This window comes from Oceanospirillum sanctuarii, assembly GCF_002150805.1.
Lineage (GTDB): Bacteria > Pseudomonadota > Gammaproteobacteria > Pseudomonadales > Halomonadaceae > Oceanospirillum > Oceanospirillum sanctuarii.
Genome location: NZ_MTBA01000001.1, coordinates 65,060 through 86,736, shown reverse-complemented (window position 1 = coordinate 86,736; position 21,677 = coordinate 65,060). Strand labels below are relative to the sequence as shown.

20 protein-coding genes are annotated in these 21,677 nt (G+C 50.1%); 9 read left to right on the top strand and 11 right to left on the bottom strand.

Translation table 11 applies throughout. The annotated features are described in order from the left end of the window. Positions 1-2 precede the first annotated feature (2 nt). Positions 3-782 carry a substrate-binding periplasmic protein gene (locus tag BV405_RS00415; RefSeq protein ID WP_086478884.1) on the top strand — a complete coding sequence of 260 codons (780 nt, stop codon included), beginning with the start codon at positions 3-5 and terminating at the stop codon, positions 780-782. A gap of 171 nt (positions 783-953) precedes the next feature. On the opposite strand, the gene BV405_RS00410 is transcribed toward BV405_RS00415, so the two are convergent. From BV405_RS00410 to BV405_RS00400, 3 genes are all read right to left on the bottom strand, one after another. Then, positions 954-1,385, bottom strand: a complete 432-nt coding sequence (locus BV405_RS00410) for a universal stress protein (RefSeq protein WP_086479468.1) — start codon at positions 1,383-1,385, stop codon at positions 954-956. 250 nt (positions 1,386-1,635) lie between these two features. Then, positions 1,636-4,272 (bottom strand): TRAP transporter permease, encoded by a 2,637-nt coding sequence (locus tag BV405_RS00405; RefSeq protein ID WP_086478883.1) that lies wholly within the window; start codon positions 4,270-4,272, stop codon positions 1,636-1,638. 165 nt (positions 4,273-4,437) lie between these two features. Next, entirely contained in the window at positions 4,438-5,442 is a 1,005-nt protein-coding gene (locus BV405_RS00400) for a TAXI family TRAP transporter solute-binding subunit (protein ID WP_086478882.1), read from the bottom strand. A 415-nt stretch (positions 5,443-5,857) separates the two neighbouring features. Between BV405_RS00400 and BV405_RS00395 the strand changes: the two genes are divergently transcribed. Next, on the top strand, positions 5,858-7,585 hold the full coding sequence (locus BV405_RS00395) for a sensor histidine kinase (protein ID WP_086478881.1): 1,728 nt from the start codon (positions 5,858-5,860) through the stop codon (positions 7,583-7,585). Between the two features lie 51 nt (positions 7,586-7,636). Here the strand turns inward: BV405_RS00395 and BV405_RS00390 are convergent, their stop codons facing one another. Both BV405_RS00390 and BV405_RS00385 read right to left on the bottom strand, forming a co-directional pair. After that, positions 7,637-8,596: a TAXI family TRAP transporter solute-binding subunit gene (locus tag BV405_RS00390; RefSeq protein ID WP_245832184.1), complete on the bottom strand. Its 960-nt coding sequence runs from the start codon at positions 8,594-8,596 to the stop codon at positions 7,637-7,639. 113 nt (positions 8,597-8,709) lie between these two features. Continuing rightward, positions 8,710-9,549, bottom strand: a complete 840-nt coding sequence (locus BV405_RS00385; RefSeq protein WP_086478879.1) for a DUF4392 domain-containing protein — start codon at positions 9,547-9,549, stop codon at positions 8,710-8,712. 305 nt (positions 9,550-9,854) lie between these two features. On the opposite strand from BV405_RS00385, the gene BV405_RS00380 reads away from it, so the two are divergent. After that, positions 9,855-10,094, top strand: a complete 240-nt coding sequence (locus tag BV405_RS00380) for a (2Fe-2S)-binding protein (RefSeq protein ID WP_086478878.1) — start codon at positions 9,855-9,857, stop codon at positions 10,092-10,094. A gap of 184 nt (positions 10,095-10,278) precedes the next feature. Here the strand turns inward: BV405_RS00380 and bfr (BV405_RS00375) are convergent, their stop codons facing one another. Then, positions 10,279-10,749 carry a bacterioferritin gene (gene bfr / locus BV405_RS00375; RefSeq protein WP_086478877.1) on the bottom strand — a complete coding sequence of 157 codons (471 nt, stop codon included), beginning with the start codon at positions 10,747-10,749 and terminating at the stop codon, positions 10,279-10,281. Between the two features lie 11 nt (positions 10,750-10,760). Further along, positions 10,761-11,231, bottom strand: coding sequence for a bacterioferritin (gene bfr, locus BV405_RS00370; RefSeq protein ID WP_086478876.1), 471 nt, complete (start codon positions 11,229-11,231; stop codon positions 10,761-10,763). A gap of 266 nt (positions 11,232-11,497) precedes the next feature. Here bfr (BV405_RS00370) and BV405_RS00365 point away from each other — a divergent pair, with 266 nt between their 5' ends. Beyond that, positions 11,498-11,992, top strand: coding sequence for a thioesterase family protein (locus BV405_RS00365; RefSeq protein ID WP_086478875.1), 495 nt, complete (start codon positions 11,498-11,500; stop codon positions 11,990-11,992). Positions 11,993-12,022: 30 nt separating this feature from the next. Here BV405_RS00365 and BV405_RS00360 read toward each other — a convergent pair whose 3' ends face one another. After that, on the bottom strand, positions 12,023-12,499 hold the full coding sequence (locus BV405_RS00360) for an Lrp/AsnC family transcriptional regulator (RefSeq protein ID WP_086478874.1): 477 nt from the start codon (positions 12,497-12,499) through the stop codon (positions 12,023-12,025). A gap of 160 nt (positions 12,500-12,659) precedes the next feature. On the opposite strand from BV405_RS00360, the gene BV405_RS00355 reads away from it, so the two are divergent. Continuing rightward, positions 12,660-13,301 carry a LysE family translocator gene (locus BV405_RS00355; protein WP_086478873.1) on the top strand — a complete coding sequence of 214 codons (642 nt, stop codon included), beginning with the start codon at positions 12,660-12,662 and terminating at the stop codon, positions 13,299-13,301. Positions 13,302-13,335: 34 nt separating this feature from the next. Here BV405_RS00355 and BV405_RS00350 read toward each other — a convergent pair whose 3' ends face one another. Further along, positions 13,336-14,964 (bottom strand): methyl-accepting chemotaxis protein, encoded by a 1,629-nt coding sequence (locus BV405_RS00350; RefSeq protein ID WP_086478872.1) that lies wholly within the window; start codon positions 14,962-14,964, stop codon positions 13,336-13,338. Positions 14,965-15,137: 173 nt separating this feature from the next. Here BV405_RS00350 and BV405_RS00345 point away from each other — a divergent pair, with 173 nt between their 5' ends. Next, a complete protein-coding gene (locus BV405_RS00345) occupies positions 15,138-15,779 on the top strand; it encodes a LysE family translocator (protein WP_245832182.1) in 642 nt (213 codons plus the stop codon). A 34-nt stretch (positions 15,780-15,813) separates the two neighbouring features. Here the strand turns inward: BV405_RS00345 and BV405_RS00340 are convergent, their stop codons facing one another. Further along, positions 15,814-16,704 carry an AraC family transcriptional regulator gene (locus BV405_RS00340; protein ID WP_086478870.1) on the bottom strand — a complete coding sequence of 297 codons (891 nt, stop codon included), beginning with the start codon at positions 16,702-16,704 and terminating at the stop codon, positions 15,814-15,816. Positions 16,705-17,027: 323 nt separating this feature from the next. Between BV405_RS00340 and BV405_RS00335 the strand changes: the two genes are divergently transcribed. From BV405_RS00335 to BV405_RS00325, 3 genes are all read left to right on the top strand, one after another. Further along, positions 17,028-17,813: a putative ATP-dependent zinc protease gene (locus tag BV405_RS00335; RefSeq protein WP_086478869.1), complete on the top strand. Its 786-nt coding sequence runs from the start codon at positions 17,028-17,030 to the stop codon at positions 17,811-17,813. A gap of 73 nt (positions 17,814-17,886) precedes the next feature. Then, complete coding sequence (locus BV405_RS00330) at positions 17,887-19,392, top strand: inactive transglutaminase family protein (RefSeq protein ID WP_217895556.1); 1,506 nt, start codon at positions 17,887-17,889, stop codon at positions 19,390-19,392. Positions 19,393-19,395: 3 nt separating this feature from the next. After that, positions 19,396-20,376, top strand: coding sequence for an alpha-L-glutamate ligase-like protein (locus BV405_RS00325; RefSeq protein ID WP_281251626.1), 981 nt, complete (start codon positions 19,396-19,398; stop codon positions 20,374-20,376). On the opposite strand, the gene BV405_RS00320 is transcribed toward BV405_RS00325, so the two are convergent. Further along, entirely contained in the window at positions 20,373-21,674 is a 1,302-nt protein-coding gene (locus BV405_RS00320; protein ID WP_176329988.1) for an ImmA/IrrE family metallo-endopeptidase, read from the bottom strand. The genes BV405_RS00325 and BV405_RS00320 overlap by 4 nt on opposite strands. Positions 21,675-21,677: the final 3 nt, after the last annotated feature.

Sequence of the window (21,677 nt, the reverse complement as noted above, 5' to 3'; positions counted from 1 at the left end):
CCATGACAGTGATCACTTTACCGGGGCTCGCCCTTCTGCTTTGTTTCACACTGATAAGTACCCTCCCTCTGAAGGCTTCCGCCCAAACCATCACCTTTATGACCCACAATGTTGAGGGCAGTTATTATAGGGATGAGAACGGTCAACTCAGAGGATTTATGCACGCAGGACGTCGCGCTTTCAATATCGAGCTGATCCGCGAAATGATGCAAATTATGCAACACCCAATGGAGATAACGATCCTTCCTTTCAAACGTGCTGAAGCCCTGATTAAAGAAAACCAACATCCCTATGGCCTGTTCAATATCGGCAAAAGAGCATCCCGTAATGGACTTATGAAGTGGGTCGGCCCCTTACAGATTGATCCGATTTATTTCTATGAAAACAGCGCTAAGCCGACAAATATCCGTTCAATTTCTGATGCGAAAAAAGTGGCGGCTATATGTACCTTGAACGGCTCCAGCCACCAGCGCCTGCTCCGACAGGAAGGGTTTGAAAACCTGACCAGCAATATCAGCTATCAGGGCTGTTTTAAAATGCTTGCCGAAGAAAGAGCTGAGCTAACGATCATTTCTCAACACTCTCTGAAAGAAGTGTTAATCGGTGCGGCTATTCCCTCCACTATGATCCGTAATACCTCAGTAATCCTGCATTCATCGGAAGGACAGCTGGCTTTTTCCAACCAGGTATCTGATGAAACAGTCGCTTTATGGCAACAGGCCCTTGATCAGATCAAAAGATCGGGACGCTACGATGAGTTGGTCAGAGATTATCTGGAATAGAAGGGAGCAAGGAGCAAGGAGCAAGGAGCAAGGAGCAAGGAGCAAGCAAGTTAGCGGGTATGCAGACTGCTAAAAAAGAGGCTTCAGCCCCTCCCCGAGAAATGTCGAATCTCAGAAAAGTTCAGAAGCCTGACTAGCAACTGGTCAACAAAGAATTAGAAAAGAGGACTTTTAGTCCTTCAGAAGCAGCACGGAACAGCGTGCGCGCTCTGCAACCCGGGCAGAAACAGAACCCAGCAGGAACTCGTCCAGACGGGATCTGTGATGAGCCGCCAGCAATACCAAATCAATTTCGTGATGCTTAATATGCGACAGAATGTGCTCTGCAGGAGAGCCTTCATACACCTTCATAACCGGATGCAAACCTTCCGGCAGCTTTTCCCGGGCGAAATGCTGTAGCTGCTCCGCCACCCGATGCACTGCTTTGTTGTGCTCATCTTCGCTGAAATAACCCGCCACAATGGGATTACCGTAGCCCGCAACGACCGTAATCAGATGCAGCTCTGCCTGATTCTCGCTCACTTCACGTAGTGCCAGATTCAGAGCCTGCTGACAAAATTCCGGCTCACCCAGATCGACAGGTACCAATACTTTCTTAAACATCAGCATATCCTCCAGATGATCTCTTTAGAGCCCTTTCTTCAGAGATCTGGCTGAGTGCAGTAGAACTCACCCAGCCTTTTTATATATCAGATGAAAACCCTGCTGGGTTTCTTTTCTTTGCCATGCACTGCCTTTCAGCAGGCTAACAGGGTTTTACTGCAATCCTTTTACCGATCACCTTTTACCAAGTGCCTTTTACCAATCAGATAGGTGCAACCTCAAAACTGAGGCCACACCTATCCCAAACGCCTTATGCTGCCTGAGGCTGAAGCTCTTCAGGTCGGCGACGGCGTTGCATCAGCGCAATCAGTAACAGCAGGCCAAGCGCCGGAATATAGATCAGCTCCCGCGGCGGCTGATCGACCGGAACCTGAACGCCTGTAATCTGCTGATCAAATGCCAGACCTGCTTTCTCTGCAGCACTGTCAAAGCCAACGTAGTCGACAATCAGACGATCACCATCTTTCAGCAGCTCCATACCCGTCGCTGACAAGCGATCAAAGCCACTTGCACCTTCACCTAATGGCAACACGGTGACAAAGGAGCGCGGATTACCTACGGCATCCAGACCATCAACCCAGAAGCGCAGCTCGGTACCCGGAGCAACGTCACCCAGCGTCTCAACCACCGCATCTGGCTGAACCATTTCATAAGGCTCAACAATGCGATCCATCCAGAAGCCCGGACGGAACAGCGAGAAAGCCACCAGCAACAGCAGTGCAGATTCATACAGACGACTGCGGCTAAAGAAGTAACCCTGAGTGGCTGCCGTAAATACCAGCATGGCGATAGTCGAGATAATAAATACCTGAACACCCTCAACCCAGGTCACATCGATCAGCAGCAGATCCGTGTTAAAGATAAACAGGAACGGCAGCGCTGCTGTTCGCATGCTGTAGGCAAAGGCAACAAAACCGGTACGAATCGGATCACCACCGGATACCGCAGCGGCTGCAAAGGAAGCCAAACCTACCGGCGGCGTCACGTCTGCCATGATGCCGAAGTAGAACACGAACAGGTGAACCGCGATCAGAGGCACGATCAGACCGGCTTCCTGTCCCAGAGTGATCACAACCGGCGCCAGCAGCGAAGAAACCACAATATAGTTAGCGGTGGTTGGCAGTCCCATACCCAGAATCAGACTCAGTACCGCAATCAGAATCAGCATCAGCAGCAGATTGCCCATAGAGAGCACTTCCACCAGATCTGCTAATACGGAACCAACACCAGTCTGAGATACTGCGCCTACGATAATACCGGCGGTTGCGGTCGCAATACCGATACCTATCATGTTACGGGCACCGGTAATCAGGCCATCTACCAGCTCATCAAAGCCTTGGCGGATCTTATCGCCCAGAGCCGTTTCACCCCGGAAGAAGGCGATCAGCGGACGCTGGGTCAGCAAAATAGCGATCATCAGCACCGTTGCCCAGAATGCCGACAGCCCCGGAGACAAACGCTCCACCATGAGACACCAGACCAGAACCACAACAGGTAGCAGGAAGTGCAGACCGGATTTAACGGTTGGTGCCACTTCAGGCAGCTGAACCATCGGCTCGTTGGGATCATCCAGTTTCAGATCCGGCACATTTGCTGCGATCTTCACCAGCCCCAGATAAGCCGCTACCAGCAGGACACTGATCACCAGCGTTGCGTAATCGCCAAAGGTCGGTTTAATCCAACCGATACCGTAATAGACGACCGCAGCCATACCACAGGTCAAAAGGAAACCGGTTAGCATGCCGATCAGACGCAGATGCCAGGCTTTAACCTCCGTACGGCGAGGCAGGCCCTGCATGTTCTGCTTCAGTGCTTCCAGATGCACGATATAGATCAGTGCCAGATAGGAGATCAGCGCAGGCAGGAAGGCATGAGTGATTACCTGTACATAGGAGATACCCACATATTCCACCATCAGGAAGGCTGCCGCCCCCATCACCGGCGGCATAATCTGCCCGTTTACCGATGAAGCAACTTCAACAGCACCCGCCTTCTCCGAGGTGAAGCCAACACGCTTCATCATAGGAATCGTGAAAGTACCCGTGGTCACCACGTTGGCAATGGAGGAGCCTGAGATCAGACCGGTCAGACCGGAAGAAACCACAGCAGCTTTTGCCGGACCGCCACGCATGTGACCCAGCAATGAGAAAGCTACCTGAATAAAGTAGTTACCCGCCCCTGCTTTATCCAGCAGCGCACCAAAGAGTACGAACAGGAACACAAAGCTTGAGGAAACGCCAAGAGCGATACCAAATACACCCTCAGTGGTCAGCCACTGGTGGTTAATCAGAGGCTCAAGATCGATGCCTTTATGAGCGATAATGTCCGGCATGTACGCCCCACCCAGAGAGTACGCCAGAAAGACGATCGCAACGATCATCAGTGGTGGCCCAAGGGTACGACGGGTTGCTTCAAGCAACAGAATAAGACCGGCGACAGATACCGCGACATCCTGAGTATTTGGTAAGCCAGGACGAGTCAGCAGCTGATCGTAGAAAACAAAAATGTAAGAGGCGGCAAATGCAGCCGCCAGCGACAACACCATATCCGCTACCGGAATAGTATGTCTTGGTGAACGGGCAAAGGCCGGATAAGCAGTAAAGGCCAGAAAGGTAGCAAAACCTAAGTGAATGGCGCGCACTTCAGTGTCATTAAAGATGCCGAAGCTGCCGATCACAGGCCAGTCATAAAACGGAAGTGGTGAGGCTATCCATAGCTGAAACAGAGACCACAGCAGAGCAGCCCCCAGTAAAACCCTTCCCTGCCAGCCATGGGGAATACGCGCCCCGGTATCATTGGCTGACACCATATCCTGCAGTTCTTGTTCACTGGCAGAAATCGTGGTGTTTTCTTGAGGGCTATCCGGTCTGTTGTCATGAATTGACATATCAGCTCCTTAAACAGATCAGGCTCAGGACAGAAAAAGCCCTCTCCCGTCAGACATGGCACGCGGTAGCCTGACGGCAGAGGGTTTAAAAAGGTGAACCAACCTTTAAAAACGGTTGCTCAGTTATCCGCTAACGGGATAACTGAGCTGCGCGGGGTATGGGGATTACATCCAACCACGCTCTTTGTAGTAACGGATCGCACCTTCGTGCAGTGGTGCAGACAGACCGTCGGAGATCATCGTTTTAGGATCCAGGTTAGCGAACGCTGGGTGCAGACGCTTGAAGCGGTCAAAGTTATCAAATACCGCTTTTACAACCTGATAAACCGCATCAGCACTTACATCAGCAGAAGTCACCATAGTTGCGGTGTTACCGAAAGTGGCTACATCGGAGTCAGTACCTTTGTACATGCCGCCTTTGATGCTGGCTTTAGCGTAGAAAGAGTTATTGTTGATCAGCTTGTCGATCACAGGACCGGTTACCGGGATCACTTTAGCGTCACAGGAAGTGGTCGCTTCTTTGATCGCACCGGATGGGTGACCTACGTTGTACAGCATGACATCAATCTTGTTGTCACACAGCGCCTGAGCCTGCTCAGATGCTTTCAGCTCTGCAGCCAGTTTGAAGGTGTCGTTCGTCCAGCCCTTCTCCGCCATGATGAGTTCCATGGTGCCACGGGTACCGGAACCTGGGTTCTGCAGGTTAACGCGCTTACCTACCAGGTCATCGAAGTGTTTAACGCCGGAATCTGCACGAGCTACAACGGTGAACGGTTCGCCGTGGATGGAGAACATCGCACGCAGTTTGGTGTATGGACCCTGCTGAATGAAAGACTCGTGCTTCTCACCTTTCATGGAGTAGTACTGCCAGTCAGACTGAGCAACACCCATATCCTGCTGGCCCTGACGGATCGCGTTGATGTTAACAACAGAACCACCGGTTGATGGCGCAGTACACTTAACACCATGATCGCTGGTGCCACGGTTTACCAGACGGCAGATCGACTGACCCACAACATAGTAAACACCAGTCTGACCACCGGTACCGATGTTAACAAAGGTCTGACTTGCGCTAGCGGTAACAGGCGTTAAGGAAGCAGCCATACCTACAGCAGAAAACAGCGCGGTAGCAGCCAGTTTGGTTTTGAGAGACTTTAATTTCAGAGACATAGCAACCCTTCTTATCGTTATCAACCCGCCAGAGCCGGGAATCGGTTTCTTCAGCTATCGAACGGTGCAAACAGGTTTACCCTCATGCGAACCTGCGCCCGTTCCTCCCGAAAACCAGAGCACCTTGCTCGGCTATAACAGGAGGCAACCTAAAGTTACTGTAAAGTTAGGAAACCCATGACCGTATTTCATGCCAACAAAACCTCCTAACGTGCCAAATGAGGCATAAATATTTCACTTTAAGGAAAAAATCCTGACAATGAAGCGAAATAAGCCCCAACAAAATGAGTATAGGCAAGGCGCTGAAAAACGTGCGTGAAGACCGTAAAATTGGCTTTACGGACAACCCATAACCTCTGGCGCTATAATTCCGCTCTACCAACAGCCAAGACGATTCAGCTCAATAGGTTCACTGATGCAGCGAATAAAAGCCTTCTATCACCACAACCCATTGGGGCTTCGGCTGCTGACTGCCATTCTTGTGTACAGCTCTCTGATCACGCTTTTTGCTACCGGGTTTCAGCTCTGGACCGACTATCGCTATGAACGATCTGCTATCGATGAACGCCTGAACCAGATCGAAACCAGCTCGATTCGCAGCCTCTCTAATAGTCTGTGGGAAATTAACCCGGCTCAGGTACAAGTTCAGCTTGATGGTCTTTTGCAGCTGCCGGATGTGCGCTATCTGGAGATCACCACACCCTATGGCGAGGCTTTTTTTGCCGGTAGCAAACCTGAAACCGGTCAGCTCCTCAGTCACAACTACACGCTGGTTCATGATGGTCATAACGGTAAAAGCTACACGGTGGGCAAACTTAACCTGATTATCAGTCTTGAAGACCTTTATCAGCGTATGGCCGACAAAGTATTGCTGATTCTGGCTACTCAGGGGGTGAAAACCTTTCTGGTTTCTGTCTTTATCCTTACCCTTTTCCATCACTTGATCACTCGCCACCTGAGTACCATGGCGCTTTTTGCCCGCCGTCTGAAGCTGGATCGACTCGAACAGCCACTGGAGCTGAAACGAAATAACCAGAACGATGAGCTGAATGATGTGGTTTCTGCCTTCAACAGTATGCGCCAGTCGATGCTGGGGGATATGCAGAAACGGGAACAGGCTGAACAAGCTTTGGAGGCTGCAAACCGGGAACTGGCAGACCTGAACTGGAAACTGGAACAGAAAGTCGCCGACCGAACCCATCAGCTGGAAGAGCGCAGTCTGGAATTAGAGCACCGGGGTCATGAATTAGAAGAAAGAAGCCAGGAGTTAGAGGAAAGAAGCCAGGAGCTTGAGCTACGGAATAAAGAACTGGAGCAAACCCTGAAGCAGCTGAAAACCACTCAGAAGCAACTGGTGGAATCGGAAAAAATGGCCGCGCTGGGTGAGCTGGTGGCCGGTGTCGCCCATGAGATCAACACGCCGATCGGTATCGGCTTTACCGCAGCGACCTACCTTTCCGATGAAGCCAAACGCCTGCAAAACCGTTCAGTACTGAAGGATGCGGAAGGTGAAAAACTTCTGGGGCTGACTCTGGAAAGCAGTGATCTGATCTGTAAAAACCTTGAGCGGGCCGCCCAGCTGATCCGGGCGTTTAAGCAGGTCTCAGTGGATCAATCCAGTGAACAGCGCCGCTGCTTTGATCTGATCGCTTATCTGCACGAAGTTCTGCTCTCACTCCAACCCAGACTAAAAACCTGCCGTCCGGAAATTGACATTCTGGGGCCGGATCAACTGCTGATCGACAGCTACCCCGGTAGCTATTATCAGGTGTTCAGCAACCTGATTCTGAACTCCATTATTCATGGCTTTGAACATCAGCCGGGCGGGAAAATCACTATCAGGGTTACCCCGCTGAAATCGAACGCTTCTGACATCACTCAGGAAGTGTCTTTAGATCAGGCCGATCAGCTACAGATTGATTACTTCGATAATGGCGTGGGCATCAATTCAGATTGGCATCAGAAGCTGTTCGAGCCTTTTGTCACCAGCAAACGCCATCTGGATTGCAGCGGACTGGGCATGCATATCAGCTACAACATCGTGACCCAGCTTCTTAAAGGACAGATTGAAAGCCTGCCGACAGAGGGTGATTCCGGTGCCCACTTTCGTATGATCTTACCTATTGAGCTGAAGCACCATTAATAGGAAGGTAGCCCTTCCTACTCAACCGAACTTTTATCAACTGAATCCAGTCTACTTAATCCTGCCTTTCTCGATCCAGCCTTTCTCTATAAAGTAGCGTTTCGCACCGGGATGCATGGGAGCTGCCAGTGGGATCTGAGCCATCGCTTCTGCCTTTAAAGGGGCAAAAGCCGGATGCAATTGGCGGAACTGATCAAACTGTTCAAACAGGGATTGAACGATAGCGTAGGCGGCATCATCCGGCAGATCAGAGCGGGTAAACAGGGTTGCGTTGACTCCTGCGGTATTCACATCAGCCTGTTCCGAGGAGTACAGAGAACCCGGCAAAGTCAGCGGTTGATAATGGGGGCTGTAGGCGATCAGGGCATCAATATCCCTCTGCTCCAGACCGATCAGTTGACTGTCACAATCCCGAATCGCTTCTTTAATAGCGCCATTGGGGTGACCAACCACATAAAGAGTGGCATCAATTTGGTTCTCACAAAGGGCTTTGGCCTGTTGCGCCGGTTCCAGCTCTTCCAGAGCGGCAAAATCTTCTTTTTGCCAGCCCCTTGCCTTCATCAGCACATCCAGCGTAACCCGCTGGCTACTACCGGCTTTGCCCAGATTGAAGCGCTTGTTCTTAAGGTCCGCAAAACTCTTAATACCGGAGTCCTTTCGTGCCAGTACAGAGATATGTTCCGGATAAAGGCCAACCAGAGTACGCAGTTCACTGGCAGGTCGCGTAAACCCACCGCGACCGTAATAGCCATTATCCAGCTGACCTGCTTCGGAAACCCCCATATCCAAGCGACCCGCAATCACCTGTTGCAGGTTCTCAACAGAGCCTAATGTGCTCCTTAATGCGCAGCGAATACCGTGCTGCTGGCGATTCAGGTTCATCAGGCGGCAGATCGCCCCACCTGCAGGATAATAAAGCCCGGTAACGCCACCTGTGCCCAGAGTAAGAATACGACTATCCGCTATCGCGGTTTGGGAGATCGATAGAAAAGATAAAGCCAGTGCTGCCACAGCACTATGCGAAGTTACAGAACCTGCTAAAGCTTTAAGAGAAAGATTCTGGAGAAAAAATCCTTTTTTCAACACACCGGATCTCATTAACACTGCCACCTTTTATTATTTTTTCAACAGAAGCCAATCAGCTGACGTAAGCGCAGCAGTATATCAGCCCCTTCCTCCGGTGACAGTCCATCTTCCGTCAGGGTGTTGATCCGGGTTACACCATCGACACTGCCAAGATCCGACAGGTACTGAAGAATCCGGTAGGGATCGATCCCTGCCAGCAGATCTTCTTCCCGCCAGAGGCTCAGAAAAGCGATTAGGCCATAAACGCCCCAGTTTGAAACATCGGCAATCAGAAGCTCATCCACTTTGGTGGCTGCAGGAATGATCTCAAGCTGAGACAAGGCTTCAGCAACATTGCCCATGCCGATCTCGTTGCCACCATCACCAATGGCGATCGTCGGGCAATCGGCAAACTGGACAAAGGTATCAAAGCAGGCGGTACGTTCTGCGATGGATTCTCCGCGCATACTGTAATAGCCGCCATCGGCAGCAAGCCCCGGGCGCTCTACCGAAATCACCAGATCCGGCTGATAGCTTTTCAGCGCCTCTCGTGCTTCCTGCTCCCGGGCATCATGTTCGCCGACCCGTATTTCATGTACCCGATAATCGGCCATCAGCTTTCGCGATACTGGTGGACCGCAAACGATAACAGGCTTAGCACCTGACTTTTCCAACGTCTCATAAAGGGCGATCGCCCCCACTGGGCCGTCGGTCTCAAAGGTGTCGATAACAGGAAAGCCTGTACCGATTAAGACATAGCCTGTGCATGCCTGAAGCAATCGGGCTGCCCGCAGGTAATAACCAGCCTCTAATGCCGGCTGGATCTGCTGCATTCCCCTCAGGTTACGGGAGACCAAAAGGTTTTCAATATTGATGGAAAGCAACAGTTCATCGCGCATACAAAACTCTTCAGGCTATTGAGAGAAACAAGATGGGTCATCAGAAACAAACGTAGGCATCAGCCAAGTCAGCCGCAGAACTCTAGCACAATTCAGATAGCCCTATGGGCTGACAAATTAATCGCGCAATGGTGATAAAAACCTCAACAGACCAAGCAATGAGTGGAAAAAAATTACTGAAACTGACAATTTGCATGAAAATTAATCCCGAATGCAAACAAGAAAAATTCTCACCCATACTTGCAAACGATAAGGATTATCAATAATATTCAGATCATCAAGTTCAACCCACGGATGTTTCAGCCATGTATGTTTGTGTTTGTGCAGGAATTACCGATCAACAGATTCGTGATGCTATCGCTTCAGGTGACCACAACCTGAGAGCACTGCGCGACAGTCTGGGTATCGCCCACAGCTGCGGCATGTGTGTGAAAGACACCCGACAGATTCTCGATGAAGAGCTACGCCTTAAAGCTGCAGCGTCGCTGGCAACAGAACTTGTTGTTACTCGAACAGAACCTATGCCGCAAAAGCAGGCCGCCTGAAGACAAGTTGACACTTTAGTTATCAGCTCAATAAAAAACCGGATCAGCCTGAACAATCTCCATCAGGCGAATCCGGTTTTGTGTTTTTCATCTGTGCTTTTTAATACGGCTGTTAGCGGTAGCTGCTATTCAGTACGATCTACCATTCAATAACAATCTACCTCGCCAAAGCCAGATCGGATGATCAGGACATCTGCTTCTGAATGTAGTTTTCGATACCTACCATATCGATCAGACGCAGCTGCTGTTCCAGCCAGTAAGCATGATCCATCTCGGTATCGTCCAGTAGCTGGGTCAGCACTTTACGGGTGATATAGTCCTGCTCTTCTTCGCATACAGCAATCGCTTCTTTGAGTGCCTTGTCTACGTCGTACTCAACCTGCAGGTCGTTACGGAACATAGTCGCAACGTCTGAACCGACATTGGCTTTTTCCTGAGCATTCATATCCGGCTCAGCTTCCAGGAACAACATGCGCTCCATAATGGCTTCGGCGTGCTCAGTTTCCTCTTCCATCTCGTGGTGCAGACGCTCATGCAGCTTATCCAGCCCCCAGTCCTTAAACTGGTTGGCGTGAGCCATGTACTGGTCACGGGCCATCAGCTCATTGTTCAGCAGAAGTTGGAGATGTTCGAGAACCTTTGGATTACCTTTCATGATGCTTCTCCTTAATCTTCCATCTGCGCAGCGAGATAATTCTGGATACCAGCATTATCGATCTGCCATTGCTGAGTTTCGATCCAATCGATCTGCTCTTCGGTTTCTTCCAGAATCTCCGTCAGCAGATCACGGGAGACATAATCCTGCGCCTTCTCAGCAACATCGATAGCGGTCAGCAGCTGGTCACGAACTTCCGAATGCACCTTCATGTCACCGGACAACACTTCAGGGATATTCTCACCGATATGCAAACGGTTCAGTGCCTGCATACCCGGCAGAGCTTCAAGAAACAGAATACGTTCAATCAGATCATCCGCCAGTTTCATCGATTTGATTGAGGCTTTGTATTCATGGCTGTTAAGCTCTTCAAGCCCCCAGTTTTTTGCCATACGGGCGTGAAGGAAGGTCTGGTTGATCACCGTCAACTGACCTTTCAGCGCTGCATTCAGTTCCGCGATGACTCCTGCATCAGCTTTCATCAATCTATCCTCGGTTTTGGAATTTGTTTTAACGAATCTAAATCTGAGTTCAGATATCGGGTATTCCCCTAGTTATAGACAATTCAGCTGCTTATTACGAACCAGTTTTAGCTTTTAACCGCGTTTTGATCCAAATAAAATCAATCACTTTGAATTAACAAGAAGTGTTTTCATTGCTAAATAATAATTCGTTTTAAAAGAGTGATATTCTCCTTTGAGACAGAGACGCTTTTAGCCCAAAACAAGAACAAATCGGGAGAAAACTGATGCAACAGGAAAGCCACAAGGACCTCCTTGTCGTTTATCGGGATAAGGTTCAGCCGGACTGGATCGACTACAACGGCCATCTAAATGATGCCTACTATGTGGTCGCCTTCAGCCGGGGATTAGATGGCTTTATGGAAGCTATTGGGCTGAATGCAGAATTTCGTGAAAAGCAGCAGGTCTCTATGTTTACTCTGCAATGCATGACCCATTATTTTAAAGAGATCGATGAAGGTGAAAACTTCACCATCACCTGTCAGCTGATCGATCACGATCACAACAAGGTGCACCTTTATCTGCAGATGTGGCATCAGGAAACCTGTGAAGAGCACGCCGCCTTTGAAGCCCTAATGCTGCACATGAATATGCGCCAGCGACGATCAGCCCCCTGGCTAGCTGAAACAGAAGAGAAGGTTATCGCCCAGTTCACACAGGATCAGAAAAGGCCACAGCCCGATAAAGTGGGAGCAAGTATTGGGATTCGCAGGAAGGCTTAAAGCCTTCCTCAACCCGATCCTCAAGGTGCCTTAAACCGGCATCCTTACTCCTGCTTTCACCTCTCTCAGCGACAGACTGGAACGAATCGAGCTGATCCCCGGCAGGATACGCAGTTTATCCCTGACAAAATCACCGTAGCTTTCCAGATCATCCGCGACGATCTGCAGAATGTAGTCGCAATCCCCGGACACATTGTGGCAACTGAGAATCTCGGGCATCTGCGCCATCTTATGTTCAAAGTCGATTGGAGCCTGCCCGGAATGATCGCCAAAAGTGACCTGAGCAAAGCCTATAACCCCCAGCCCCAGTTTGTGACGATTCAGGCGTGCCTGATAACCCTCAATATAACCTTCACTTTCTAAACGCTTCAGTCGTCGCCAACAGGGGGTTTCACTTAAGTTAAGCTGCTCAGCCAGTTTGGCATTGGTCAAGCGACCATCCTGCTGCAACAAGGCCAGAATTTTGCGATCCGTTTCATCTAATCCCCCTGATTTCGAAATACCCATATCAATCCTGCCACCTCGCCCTGAAAGACTTTTTCAAATATATCCAAAACATTGGAATCTAATTTCCATATACCAGCAAGATTCAGCATAGATAGCAATCCTATTTCCGACGCATACGGGATAATTATTCCGACTAAAAACCTGCCGGAGTCCGTTAATCATGCTCAGTTTGACCGAACTAACCGTTTACATCCTGACCTTGGGCGCAGCCTACCTGCTACCGGGGCCGGATATGGCGTTGATTATGGCGTCAGCTTCAGGAAGAGGTTTCAGACAGGCAGTTATGACATCCGCCGGATTATCAGCCGCCCGAGGTTTACATGTGCTTTTAGCGGCATTAGGTCTAGCGGCTGTGTTGGCTGCCCACCCGGACCTGCTTAACGTGATTCAATGGATAGGTGCGGCTTATCTGGTTTTTCTAGCGTGGAAAATTCTTTCAGCAGGGTCACTAACCGCCGGAGAGATCAATTCAGAACACCAACGCAGTCTTGCTGCGATTCGCAGAGGTTTCCTTACCAATCTGCTCAACCCAAAAGCACTGATGTTCTGCTCGCTGCTTCTACCCCAATTTATCGACCTGCAGCCGGATAGCAGCAACCACGTACCGGTTCTGGCTCAGTACCTTTATCTGGGTATCGTGTTAGTGATTACAGGAATCATTTTTGATCTGATGATAGCTGCGAGCGTATGTGCCGTAGCAGCCAGGGTGAAGATCACTCAAACCGGTCAGAAGATTCAGAAATGGCTCTTTTCCGGTGTCTTTATCGCCGGTGCGATCCGACTCAGTTTGAGTGAGTTGTGAAATTAAAAGGTGCTTGCCCCGATCATTCGACGATTCAATCGAACTTAAAGTGAGACACAATCTCCTCAAGCTGATCGCTCTGCACGACCAAACGGCTGAATACATCCCTGCCTGCCACCACCAGCTCAGACGCTTCGCTGGCACTGGATGCGATGGTGTTGATCCGCATGGCGATATCTTCCGCGACATGATTCTGCTCACTGGCAGAGGTCGCCATATTCTGATTCATTTCCGCAATCGCGGTCAGGGAGGCACTGATCTGACCAAGGGCATTTTGTGCATTCTGTGCCTGCTCCATCGTGCCACTACTGGCAGAGGTAGAAGCCTGAATCGACTGGATCGCCCGCTGAGAACCCGCCTGAAGGTTTTCGATCATTTTCTGAATCTCTTCAGTGCTGTCCTGTGTACGCGCCGCAAGAGAACGCACCTCATCGGCGACTACAGCAAAGCCCCGACCACTCTCGCCGGCTCGCGCAGCTTCAATGGCGGCATTAAGCGCCAACAGATTAGTTTGCTCAGCAATGCCACGGATCACTTCCAGTACGGTGACGATATTTTCCACATCAGCGCCCAACGAGTCGATCGCTTCACTGGCCTGATAAACCTGTTTCACCAGATCTTCAATGGCACCGGCGGTTTCAGAAACCAGAGCACTGGCTTTACGTCCCTGATCATCGGCATTGTGAGTTTCATCTGCGGCGAGATTAGCGTTTTCAGCAACCGATTGAGCAGAAGCCGACATCTGAGTCATGGCCGAAGCCACCATATCCGTTTCACTCTTCTGACTGTCAAACACCTGGGAGATGGTGCTGATGCGTTGTTCCGACCCCTGCGTCTCCGCTCGCAGCTCTTTAACTGTGCCTGAAAGTTGGTTGATAATCTTGCCCAGATTCTTACGCATTTTAAGGGTCGCACTCAGCACGGAACCCTTGGGAATCACACCAGGTAAACGGCGGGATGTATTCAGATCACCGTTCGCCACTTCCTGCACAATAGCAAGTACCTGATTCGGCTCTCCGCCAAGAATCATCAATAGCCGGCGAATCGAGAACAGCAACAAACCCGCCAACACAACCGAGATCACAAGACAGATAACCACCTGCCACTGAGCTGTTGCCCAGAAACGGGCATCTACTTCATGAAAGCCGATCCCCGTACCCACATACCATCCCCAGAGAGGGGTCTTGCGTGCGATGGATAGCTTGTCCTCAATGGAGCCATCCTCTTTTTTCTGGGTCCATTCATACCAGGCAGTGCCACCGGATCCTGATTTCACTGCATTAAGCAGAATCTGCCCGACACTGTTGCCATCACCGTCTTTAAAATCGTGAAAACTGGTGCCGTGCAGCTGAGGATCAAGCGGCGTAGCGACAAAGTTCATCTTCTCATCCGCCACGTAGACATACTCAGAATCACTGTATTTATTTTCCCGCAGTATCTGAGTAGCCAGTGCTTTACCTTGCACTTCCGATAGCAGCCCCTGTTGAACCTGCGTTTCAATCTGAACCACAGTACTCCAGGTTGAAGTCAGCAGCTGAACAACCCTTGCCCGGTTATCCGAATCACTGGCCTCCCGCAGCGTAAACAACCCTACCAGCATCATCCCGAACAGAGACAACAGCATAAAGACAACCAGTAACCAGGCTTTTAACTTAAGCGTCATGGCAAATTACCTTTGGCAGCAGTGTAAAGAAATGTAATTCATATACATCTAGCGTAGCCGCTTTCTGCAGCTTGTTCGGAAAATTACACCCTGCAATTTTGTTCAATACCTTGCCTCAGCAAACCGTCAAACTGCCTGCTCTTTAATGAACAACGCCGTTTATCGGAGGCAATATGTCGGATCTATCCTTCTTCAGCAGTTTCACAGGCGCAGGCTCAATCGAGTTATCCGTGCTCTCATCCATGACCATTTTTGCGTTGGTGGCATCCATTACGCCGGGGCCAGTGAACCTTGTAGGGCTTAGTAGCGGTGCGCGCTATAAGCTACCTGTCGGACTTATCTTTATCACAGGGGCGACCCTTGGCTTTGTGCTGCTGTTTATTGCAGTGGGACTGGGCCTGTATCAGGTGATGCAGCAATTCCCCGCGCTTAATCAGATACTGCAGATGGGCGGGATCGCTTTTCTGCTCTGGCTGAGTTATCTGCTGATTAAAGATAACGGTGAGATCAGCGAGCAGGATCAGCAGAAAGCACCGGGCTTTATGACGGGCGCTATTATGCAGTGGCTCAACCCGAAAGCCTGGCTGGCGTCCGCATCGGGTATCGCTGCTTATACGGCATCAGGGGAACTCAATGAAGTGCTGATTTTCGCAGCTATTTACCTGCCGGTTTGCTGGCTGTCACTTTGCTGCTGGGTTTACGCGGGGGCTTTTCTGCGACGCTATGTTCACAACGCCGCCATGATGCGAGTGATTAATCGCTCACTGGCCGGATTACTGATCGCAAGCTGCCTGCTGATTCTTCTGGAAGGATAGAAGCGCAAATACGAAAGACTGAATCAATTTCGCTTCAGCCAATTCGGTACTGATTTGGTGTTGCCTGCAGCACCTTTTTAAAAACCCGCTGAAAATGAGGCTGATCTGCAAAACCTGCACTTAAAGCCGCCTCCACAATAGGCTGCCCCTGCTTCAGTGCCTGCTGACCGAGCTGAATCCGGCGGTTGATCTGATAAGCATGCGGGGTAAAACCAAAGTGCTTTTTAAAGGCGCGGATCAGCTGGGTGGGGGTAATGCCCGCCCCCTGACTCATCGCTTCAAGAGGGAGCACCTGCTCCGGATGCTCATCCAACTGGCGGGCGATGGCCGCAACCGCATCGGCAACAGGTTCTGAGTCGAGAGCGGCAGGAAAATCACCGGTACGCTCCTCAGCACAAACCGCCAACACCTGCAGCACCTCACTCAACACCTGTTCAATATCTGCCTGCAGAGACTGAACCGCTGACCTCTCAGTAACCTCAGATTCAGATACCATCAGGCGTTGCACCAGAGCCTTAACCTGTTCAAACAACTCAGGGTCTTCGAGCAGATTGACCGGAATATCCCGCCATTGCGCATCAGCTTGTAAACCAAGCTTATGCGCCAACTGTCCCAGCCAAACCGTATCCAGATAAAACATCCCGTATGACCAGGGCTGATCATCCAGAGCGGTACAGGCATGTACCTGATCCGGATTCATAAACACCATACTGCCCTGCTGAATGGTGTGCTGATGTTCACCACGGCCTTCGCCTTTCAGCTTCTGGATCTGGTAGCCGCTTTGCCCTTCAAGAATCAGCCCCATCGACCATTGTTTGTGGGTATGAGGGGCGTAACAAACCTTGCGACCATCTTCGATCATACGCAGCTCAATAAAAGGCAATTCACTGTGACGCCAGAATACCGGCTGGTTAGCTGATGACATGATGAACTCCTTCTGAAATACGACGGCAAAGCCTTCTGAGCCAGACAGCGGAAGCTTCTGCGACAGACAACTGAGGCTTCCGGGACAGACAATAGAGTGTACCTGATTTTTACCGGATAAGACTGAACCCCTGACTGTTTTCCAGATCTACAAAGCAGCAAATCCAAAAAATACAATTTAGCGGCACTTTTTAATCAAAAAGACCACTTTTATTGAAATTTAGCCGCAAAAATACACCTTTATAAAACTATAACCCCTAAGCCAACTCCGGTAGACTAGCCGCTTTCCGGATATCACGCTTCGCTAAGAGCCTTGCCAACGTCATGTGTTTCAAACGCCTTTCATTCCAACCTTTACTGCGCCTTTGCCTGCTATCTGTTGCTGTTTTTACCCTCTCCGGTTGCGCCCTGAACACCAATAAAGAAACCCTCAGCGCGATTCAGTCACTGGATGACAGCCTGCAGCAACGATTAGCCAGTCTGGAACAACAGAATCAGAGCCAAAGTCAGCAACTGGCCAAACTTCAGCGTCAGCTCAATTCCAGCAACAAGGCGATTGCCGAGTTAAAGGCCAATCAGAGCAAACTGATCTCACTGGCTGAAGAGAAGAAAAAATCCCGCAACCAGAACCTTCTGACATCGAATCCCCAACTGGCCAACAGCCAGAGCAAAGTGGTTTTAGGTAGCAAAGAGTGGGTTTGGCTGGATGCTGCTCAGGCCAACTTTAAAGCCCGGGTCGATTCCGGCGCGACAACCTCCTCCATCCATGCCCCCACCCCGGTATATTTTGAGCGCAACGGTGAAGAATGGGTGCGTTTTAATCTCTTTACCGGAGATAGTTCAGATGCCGCTGCAAAAGCCATTGAAGCCCCTATCGTGCGCTGGGTTCGTATCATTCAGGCATCAGCAGAAGAAGCGGAACGTCGCCCTGTGATCGAAGCCTGGATTCAGGTCGGTGGCCTGCGGGAGAAAGCGGAGTTCACCCTTGCAGATCGTTCCAATATGACCTTCCCGATTTTGCTGGGGCGGGAATTCTTTAAGGATGTTGCCCTGATTGATGTAGGCAAAGCTTACATTCACCCCAAGCAAAATCCGCAACAATCAAACTGACCTCCCTTGTAAGTCCGCCTCTGAATTGAACATCAGCACCGCAAGCAGTAACCATGGACACCTCTGACACATGATCAATCGACTGCCCTTTTATCTTTTTGTTGCCGCGCTGGTTCTGGTTGGCGTTGCCCTTAGTCTCTACCGTCACTCAGTTTATGGCGTCCCCTGGTTTCCCGGCGAACAGCGGGAGCAGTGGGAAATTGAAGCCCGCATTGAGTTCACTGCTAATGGTGATCCCGCCAAGGTCGCTATGGCAATCCCAAATGATCAGCAGAACTTTATCCTGACCGATGAAAGCAGCTCATCGCAGGGCTATGGTGTCGCTATTCTGGAACAGAAAGAGCAGCGCAAAGCGGAATGGTCGATTCGAAGTGCCGAAGGTCAGCAGCTGATCTACTACAAAGCCCGTTTTCTGGCAGATGCTGATGCTCAATATCAGATTCGGCCTCCAAGTAAACCCCGCCCGCAATATCTTGAGGATGTTCGCCAGACCGCAGCCCTGTCAATGCTGCAGGATGCGATGAAGCGCTCAGCAGACAACCCCACCCTGGCACGGGAGCTGATCCGTCAGCTGAATGACGTGCAGAACCAGAACGCCGCCCTGCTGCTAAACAGCATGAACCGGGAAGATGCACTGGTCAGCCTGCTCTCCATGGAGGCAGTTCCGGCACGAACCGTTGCCACCCTGATGCTGGAAGATGGTCGCCGCCGCCAAAGCGTACAACCCTGGGTTCAGGTGTGGGATGAGCAAAAGGAACAATGGCAGCTGTTTAACCCCCGCACCGGTGCAGAGGGCAAACCGGACAACCTGCTGATCTGGAGTCTCGACTATCAGAGCCTGCTGGATGTGATCGGTGGCCGCCAGTCCGATGTCAGCTTCTCCATGATCGCGCAGGATATCTCTCCGGAAACTGCAACCCGGGAGAAGATCGAAGCCAATGACCTGCTCAACTTCTCCATCCACAGTCTGCCGGTTGAAGAACAGGCGATGTTTAAAACCATTATGCTGATCCCCGTGGGTGCGCTGCTGGTGGTTTTCCTGCGAATTATTGTCGGCCTTAAAACCTCAGGCACCTTTATGCCGGTGCTGATCGCCGTGGCTTTTGTACAGACGGAGCTTGTCCCCGGCATTATCGGTTTTCTGCTGATTGTCGGCACAGGTCTTATGATCCGCAGTTACCTGTCTCGCCTTAACCTGCTTCTGGTTGCCCGTATCTCGGCGGTGATTATCGCGGTGATTATGATCATCTCCGTATTTACCGTTGTCGCCTATCGGGTTGGTCTGCTGGAGGGCCTCAGCATCACCTTCTTCCCGATGATCATTCTCTCCTGGACCATTGAACGCATGTCGATTCTCTGGGAAGAGGAAGGCGCGAAAGAGGTCTTTGTGCAGGGCGGCGGCTCTCTGCTGACAGCGGTTCTGGTGTATCTGGCGATGACCTCGGAACTGGTTCGCCACCTAACCTTTAACTTTGTCGGGCTGCAGTTGATTATCCTTGCGTTGATTCTGCTGCTGGGTAACTACACGGGTTACCGGTTAAGCGAGCTGCGCCGCTTCCGTCATCTGGCGCAGGATTAAACCGTGAAACAACTCTTCCGCAATATCAGGGGCTTTATTGAGCTGCCTAAGAAGCTGCGCCAGCGTGGCATTCTTGGTATGAATCAGCGCAACCATAGCTACATTGGCCGCTATAACGACCGGTCAAAATATCCGCTGGTTGATGACAAGCTGAAAACCAAACAGATCGCGCAACAGGCAGGTGCCACAGTGCCTGAACTGATCGGCGTGATCGAAAGTCAGGTGCACGTAAAAGAGATTCATGATCTTGTGGCCGACTGGCCGGGATTTGTCATCAAACCGGCACAGGGCTCCGGTGGCAAAGGGATTCTGGTGATCACATCCCATCAGGATGGCCGCTACACCAAACCTTCCGGTGCAGAGGTTAGCCGTGAAGATGTGGAGCGTCATATCACCAACACTCTGGCGGGGCTTTTCTCGCTGGGCGGTAAAAACGATGTTGCCGTGGTGGAAAACCTGATCGAATTTGACGACAGTTTTGCCGACTTCAGCTATGAAGGTGTGCCGGATATTCGCGTCATCGTCTTTCACGGTTATCCGGTGATGGCGATGATGCGCTGCTCTACCGCAAGCTCTGACGGCAAAGCCAACCTGCATCAGGGGGCAGTAGGAGTCGGACTGGATATCGCCACCGGCAAAGCGGTGCGCGCCGTGCAGTTTGATCATCCGGTGAGTCATCACCCGGATACCCAGCGCCCTCTGGATCAACTGGTGATTCCCGACTGGGAACAGCTTCTGGTACTCGCCGCCAGCGCATGGGAGATGACAGGTTTGGGGTATATCGGAACCGATATGGTGCTGGATAAAAGCCGGGGCCCTATGGTGCTGGAGCTAAACGCCCGCCCCGGCTTAGCGATTCAAACCGCCAACGGCACCGGCCTGCTGCCGCGCCTGCAGAAGATTGAAGCCCTGAAACAGCAGGGCATCAGCCATAACACACCGGAAGAACGGGTCGCCGTCAGCCGGGAGCTGTTTGCCAGCTAATCTATAAAAATAGATCTACTAAACCTTTTGGTAGCAAAGCCAATTTTTAATAGTTTCATCTGCATTAAACGATATTTCACTGCTTGCTTAGAAACCTGATACTCAGCACCCAATTCTGCTGCAATCAGATTGAACTGTTTGATATTACAAATTTGGTCATCAAGATAGAGGGCACCATAACCTCTGTTAACCACCTGATATTTTTTGCATAAATTTTTGAAGTGCTTCTTAAACTGTACTTCTGGCATTAAAAAAGCAGCAGCAAACACATTGGCCTGACGCTCAATCTCCAGAATTTCTGGAGCAAGATCTGATGTGTCTGCTCCACTTTTTAACAAGTCTTCATACAAAGATTCCCGACTCATATACAAAGAGTGCTCAAGAACCAAATGGCCAACTTCGTGGGCAATCGTAAAGTTTCTTCTTCCGACATTCTCTATCAGCTTATTGATTTCAATCTTCTTCAAATCGAAATCAAGGCAGCCCAAAATTCCATTCGGCAAAGTTCTGCGCGTCAACAAAGCAAAACCATATTCACGCTCTATTCCCGAGCTGAGCATTGAAAGATCAAACGATCCGCTACCAAGGAGCGTTGTTCGTGCCTTTTCAGCCTCAAGTTGTATAAAAGATGATGTAGCTTTTCTGATAAAAGGTTTGGACTTTTTATTACCTTCAGCCTCCAAAAATCGAGTCGTTTTTTTATCCAACCTAAACGAAAGAAACTTGCCAAAGAAAAGCTGAATAGACGATGTGTAAGTGCCAATAAAAGATGCAGAGAAGTCAAAAACGGGACTGCGATAAGACTCAATCGTTAAGAAATTTCTTGCATTGTTTTCTTCACACACTGCCGCTCCCATCAAAGAAGAAGGGGAGCGAGTCAGAATCCAGTCATGATCATTATTTTCAGATAGTCGAACTAAACCGATCCCTTTAGATTTCGAGAATTTAAACGCCCCGTCTTGAAAAGCATTCGTAGAGAAAACAATACCTTTAATATTGCCACCTGAGATCTGCTGCGTTTTTTGAAAAAATTCTTCAACATCATCTACAGGAACTTTCTTCTGATAGCTCTTGCATTCTACAAGCACAAGAATTGAGTATGAGGACTGGCCCGGTATAGTAATTTCTATAGAAATATCAAAAATGATATCTTTCTCTCGATCCTTCGAGTAATACCCCTTCTTAAGAAAAATTTCACAGTTTTCCTTACGGACAAAAAATCGACCTTCGTCGATTTCCCGTTTCAAAAACTCATACACCTTTACTTCGAATCTATCTCCTTTTTGCACACTGTTCATGCT

Excerpts from the sequence above, each read along its gene's own strand:
- BV405_RS00415 (WP_086478884.1), top strand. The coding sequence starts at position 3 with ATGACAGTGATCACTTTACCGGGGCTCGCCCTTCTGCTTTGTTTCACA.
- BV405_RS00410 (WP_086479468.1), bottom strand. The coding sequence starts at position 1,385 with ATGTTTAAGAAAGTATTGGTACCTGTCGATCTGGGTGAGCCGGAATTT.
- BV405_RS00405 (WP_086478883.1), bottom strand. The coding sequence starts at position 4,272 with ATGTCAATTCATGACAACAGACCGGATAGCCCTCAAGAAAACACCACG.
- BV405_RS00400 (WP_086478882.1), bottom strand. The coding sequence starts at position 5,442 with ATGTCTCTGAAATTAAAGTCTCTCAAAACCAAACTGGCTGCTACCGCG.
- BV405_RS00395 (WP_086478881.1), top strand. The coding sequence starts at position 5,858 with ATGCAGCGAATAAAAGCCTTCTATCACCACAACCCATTGGGGCTTCGG.
- BV405_RS00385 (WP_086478879.1), bottom strand. The coding sequence starts at position 9,549 with ATGCGCGATGAACTGTTGCTTTCCATCAATATTGAAAACCTTTTGGTC.
- BV405_RS00380 (WP_086478878.1), top strand. The coding sequence starts at position 9,855 with ATGTATGTTTGTGTTTGTGCAGGAATTACCGATCAACAGATTCGTGAT.
- bfr (WP_086478877.1), bottom strand. The coding sequence starts at position 10,749 with ATGAAAGGTAATCCAAAGGTTCTCGAACATCTCCAACTTCTGCTGAAC.
- bfr (WP_086478876.1), bottom strand. The coding sequence starts at position 11,231 with ATGAAAGCTGATGCAGGAGTCATCGCGGAACTGAATGCAGCGCTGAAA.
- BV405_RS00365 (WP_086478875.1), top strand. The coding sequence starts at position 11,498 with ATGCAACAGGAAAGCCACAAGGACCTCCTTGTCGTTTATCGGGATAAG.
- BV405_RS00360 (WP_086478874.1), bottom strand. The coding sequence starts at position 12,499 with ATGGGTATTTCGAAATCAGGGGGATTAGATGAAACGGATCGCAAAATT.
- BV405_RS00355 (WP_086478873.1), top strand. The coding sequence starts at position 12,660 with ATGCTCAGTTTGACCGAACTAACCGTTTACATCCTGACCTTGGGCGCA.
- BV405_RS00350 (WP_086478872.1), bottom strand. The coding sequence starts at position 14,964 with ATGACGCTTAAGTTAAAAGCCTGGTTACTGGTTGTCTTTATGCTGTTG.
- BV405_RS00345 (WP_245832182.1), top strand. The coding sequence starts at position 15,138 with ATGTCGGATCTATCCTTCTTCAGCAGTTTCACAGGCGCAGGCTCAATC.
- BV405_RS00340 (WP_086478870.1), bottom strand. The coding sequence starts at position 16,704 with ATGTCATCAGCTAACCAGCCGGTATTCTGGCGTCACAGTGAATTGCCT.
- BV405_RS00335 (WP_086478869.1), top strand. The coding sequence starts at position 17,028 with ATGTGTTTCAAACGCCTTTCATTCCAACCTTTACTGCGCCTTTGCCTG.
- BV405_RS00320 (WP_176329988.1), bottom strand. The coding sequence starts at position 21,674 with ATGAACAGTGTGCAAAAAGGAGATAGATTCGAAGTAAAGGTGTATGAG.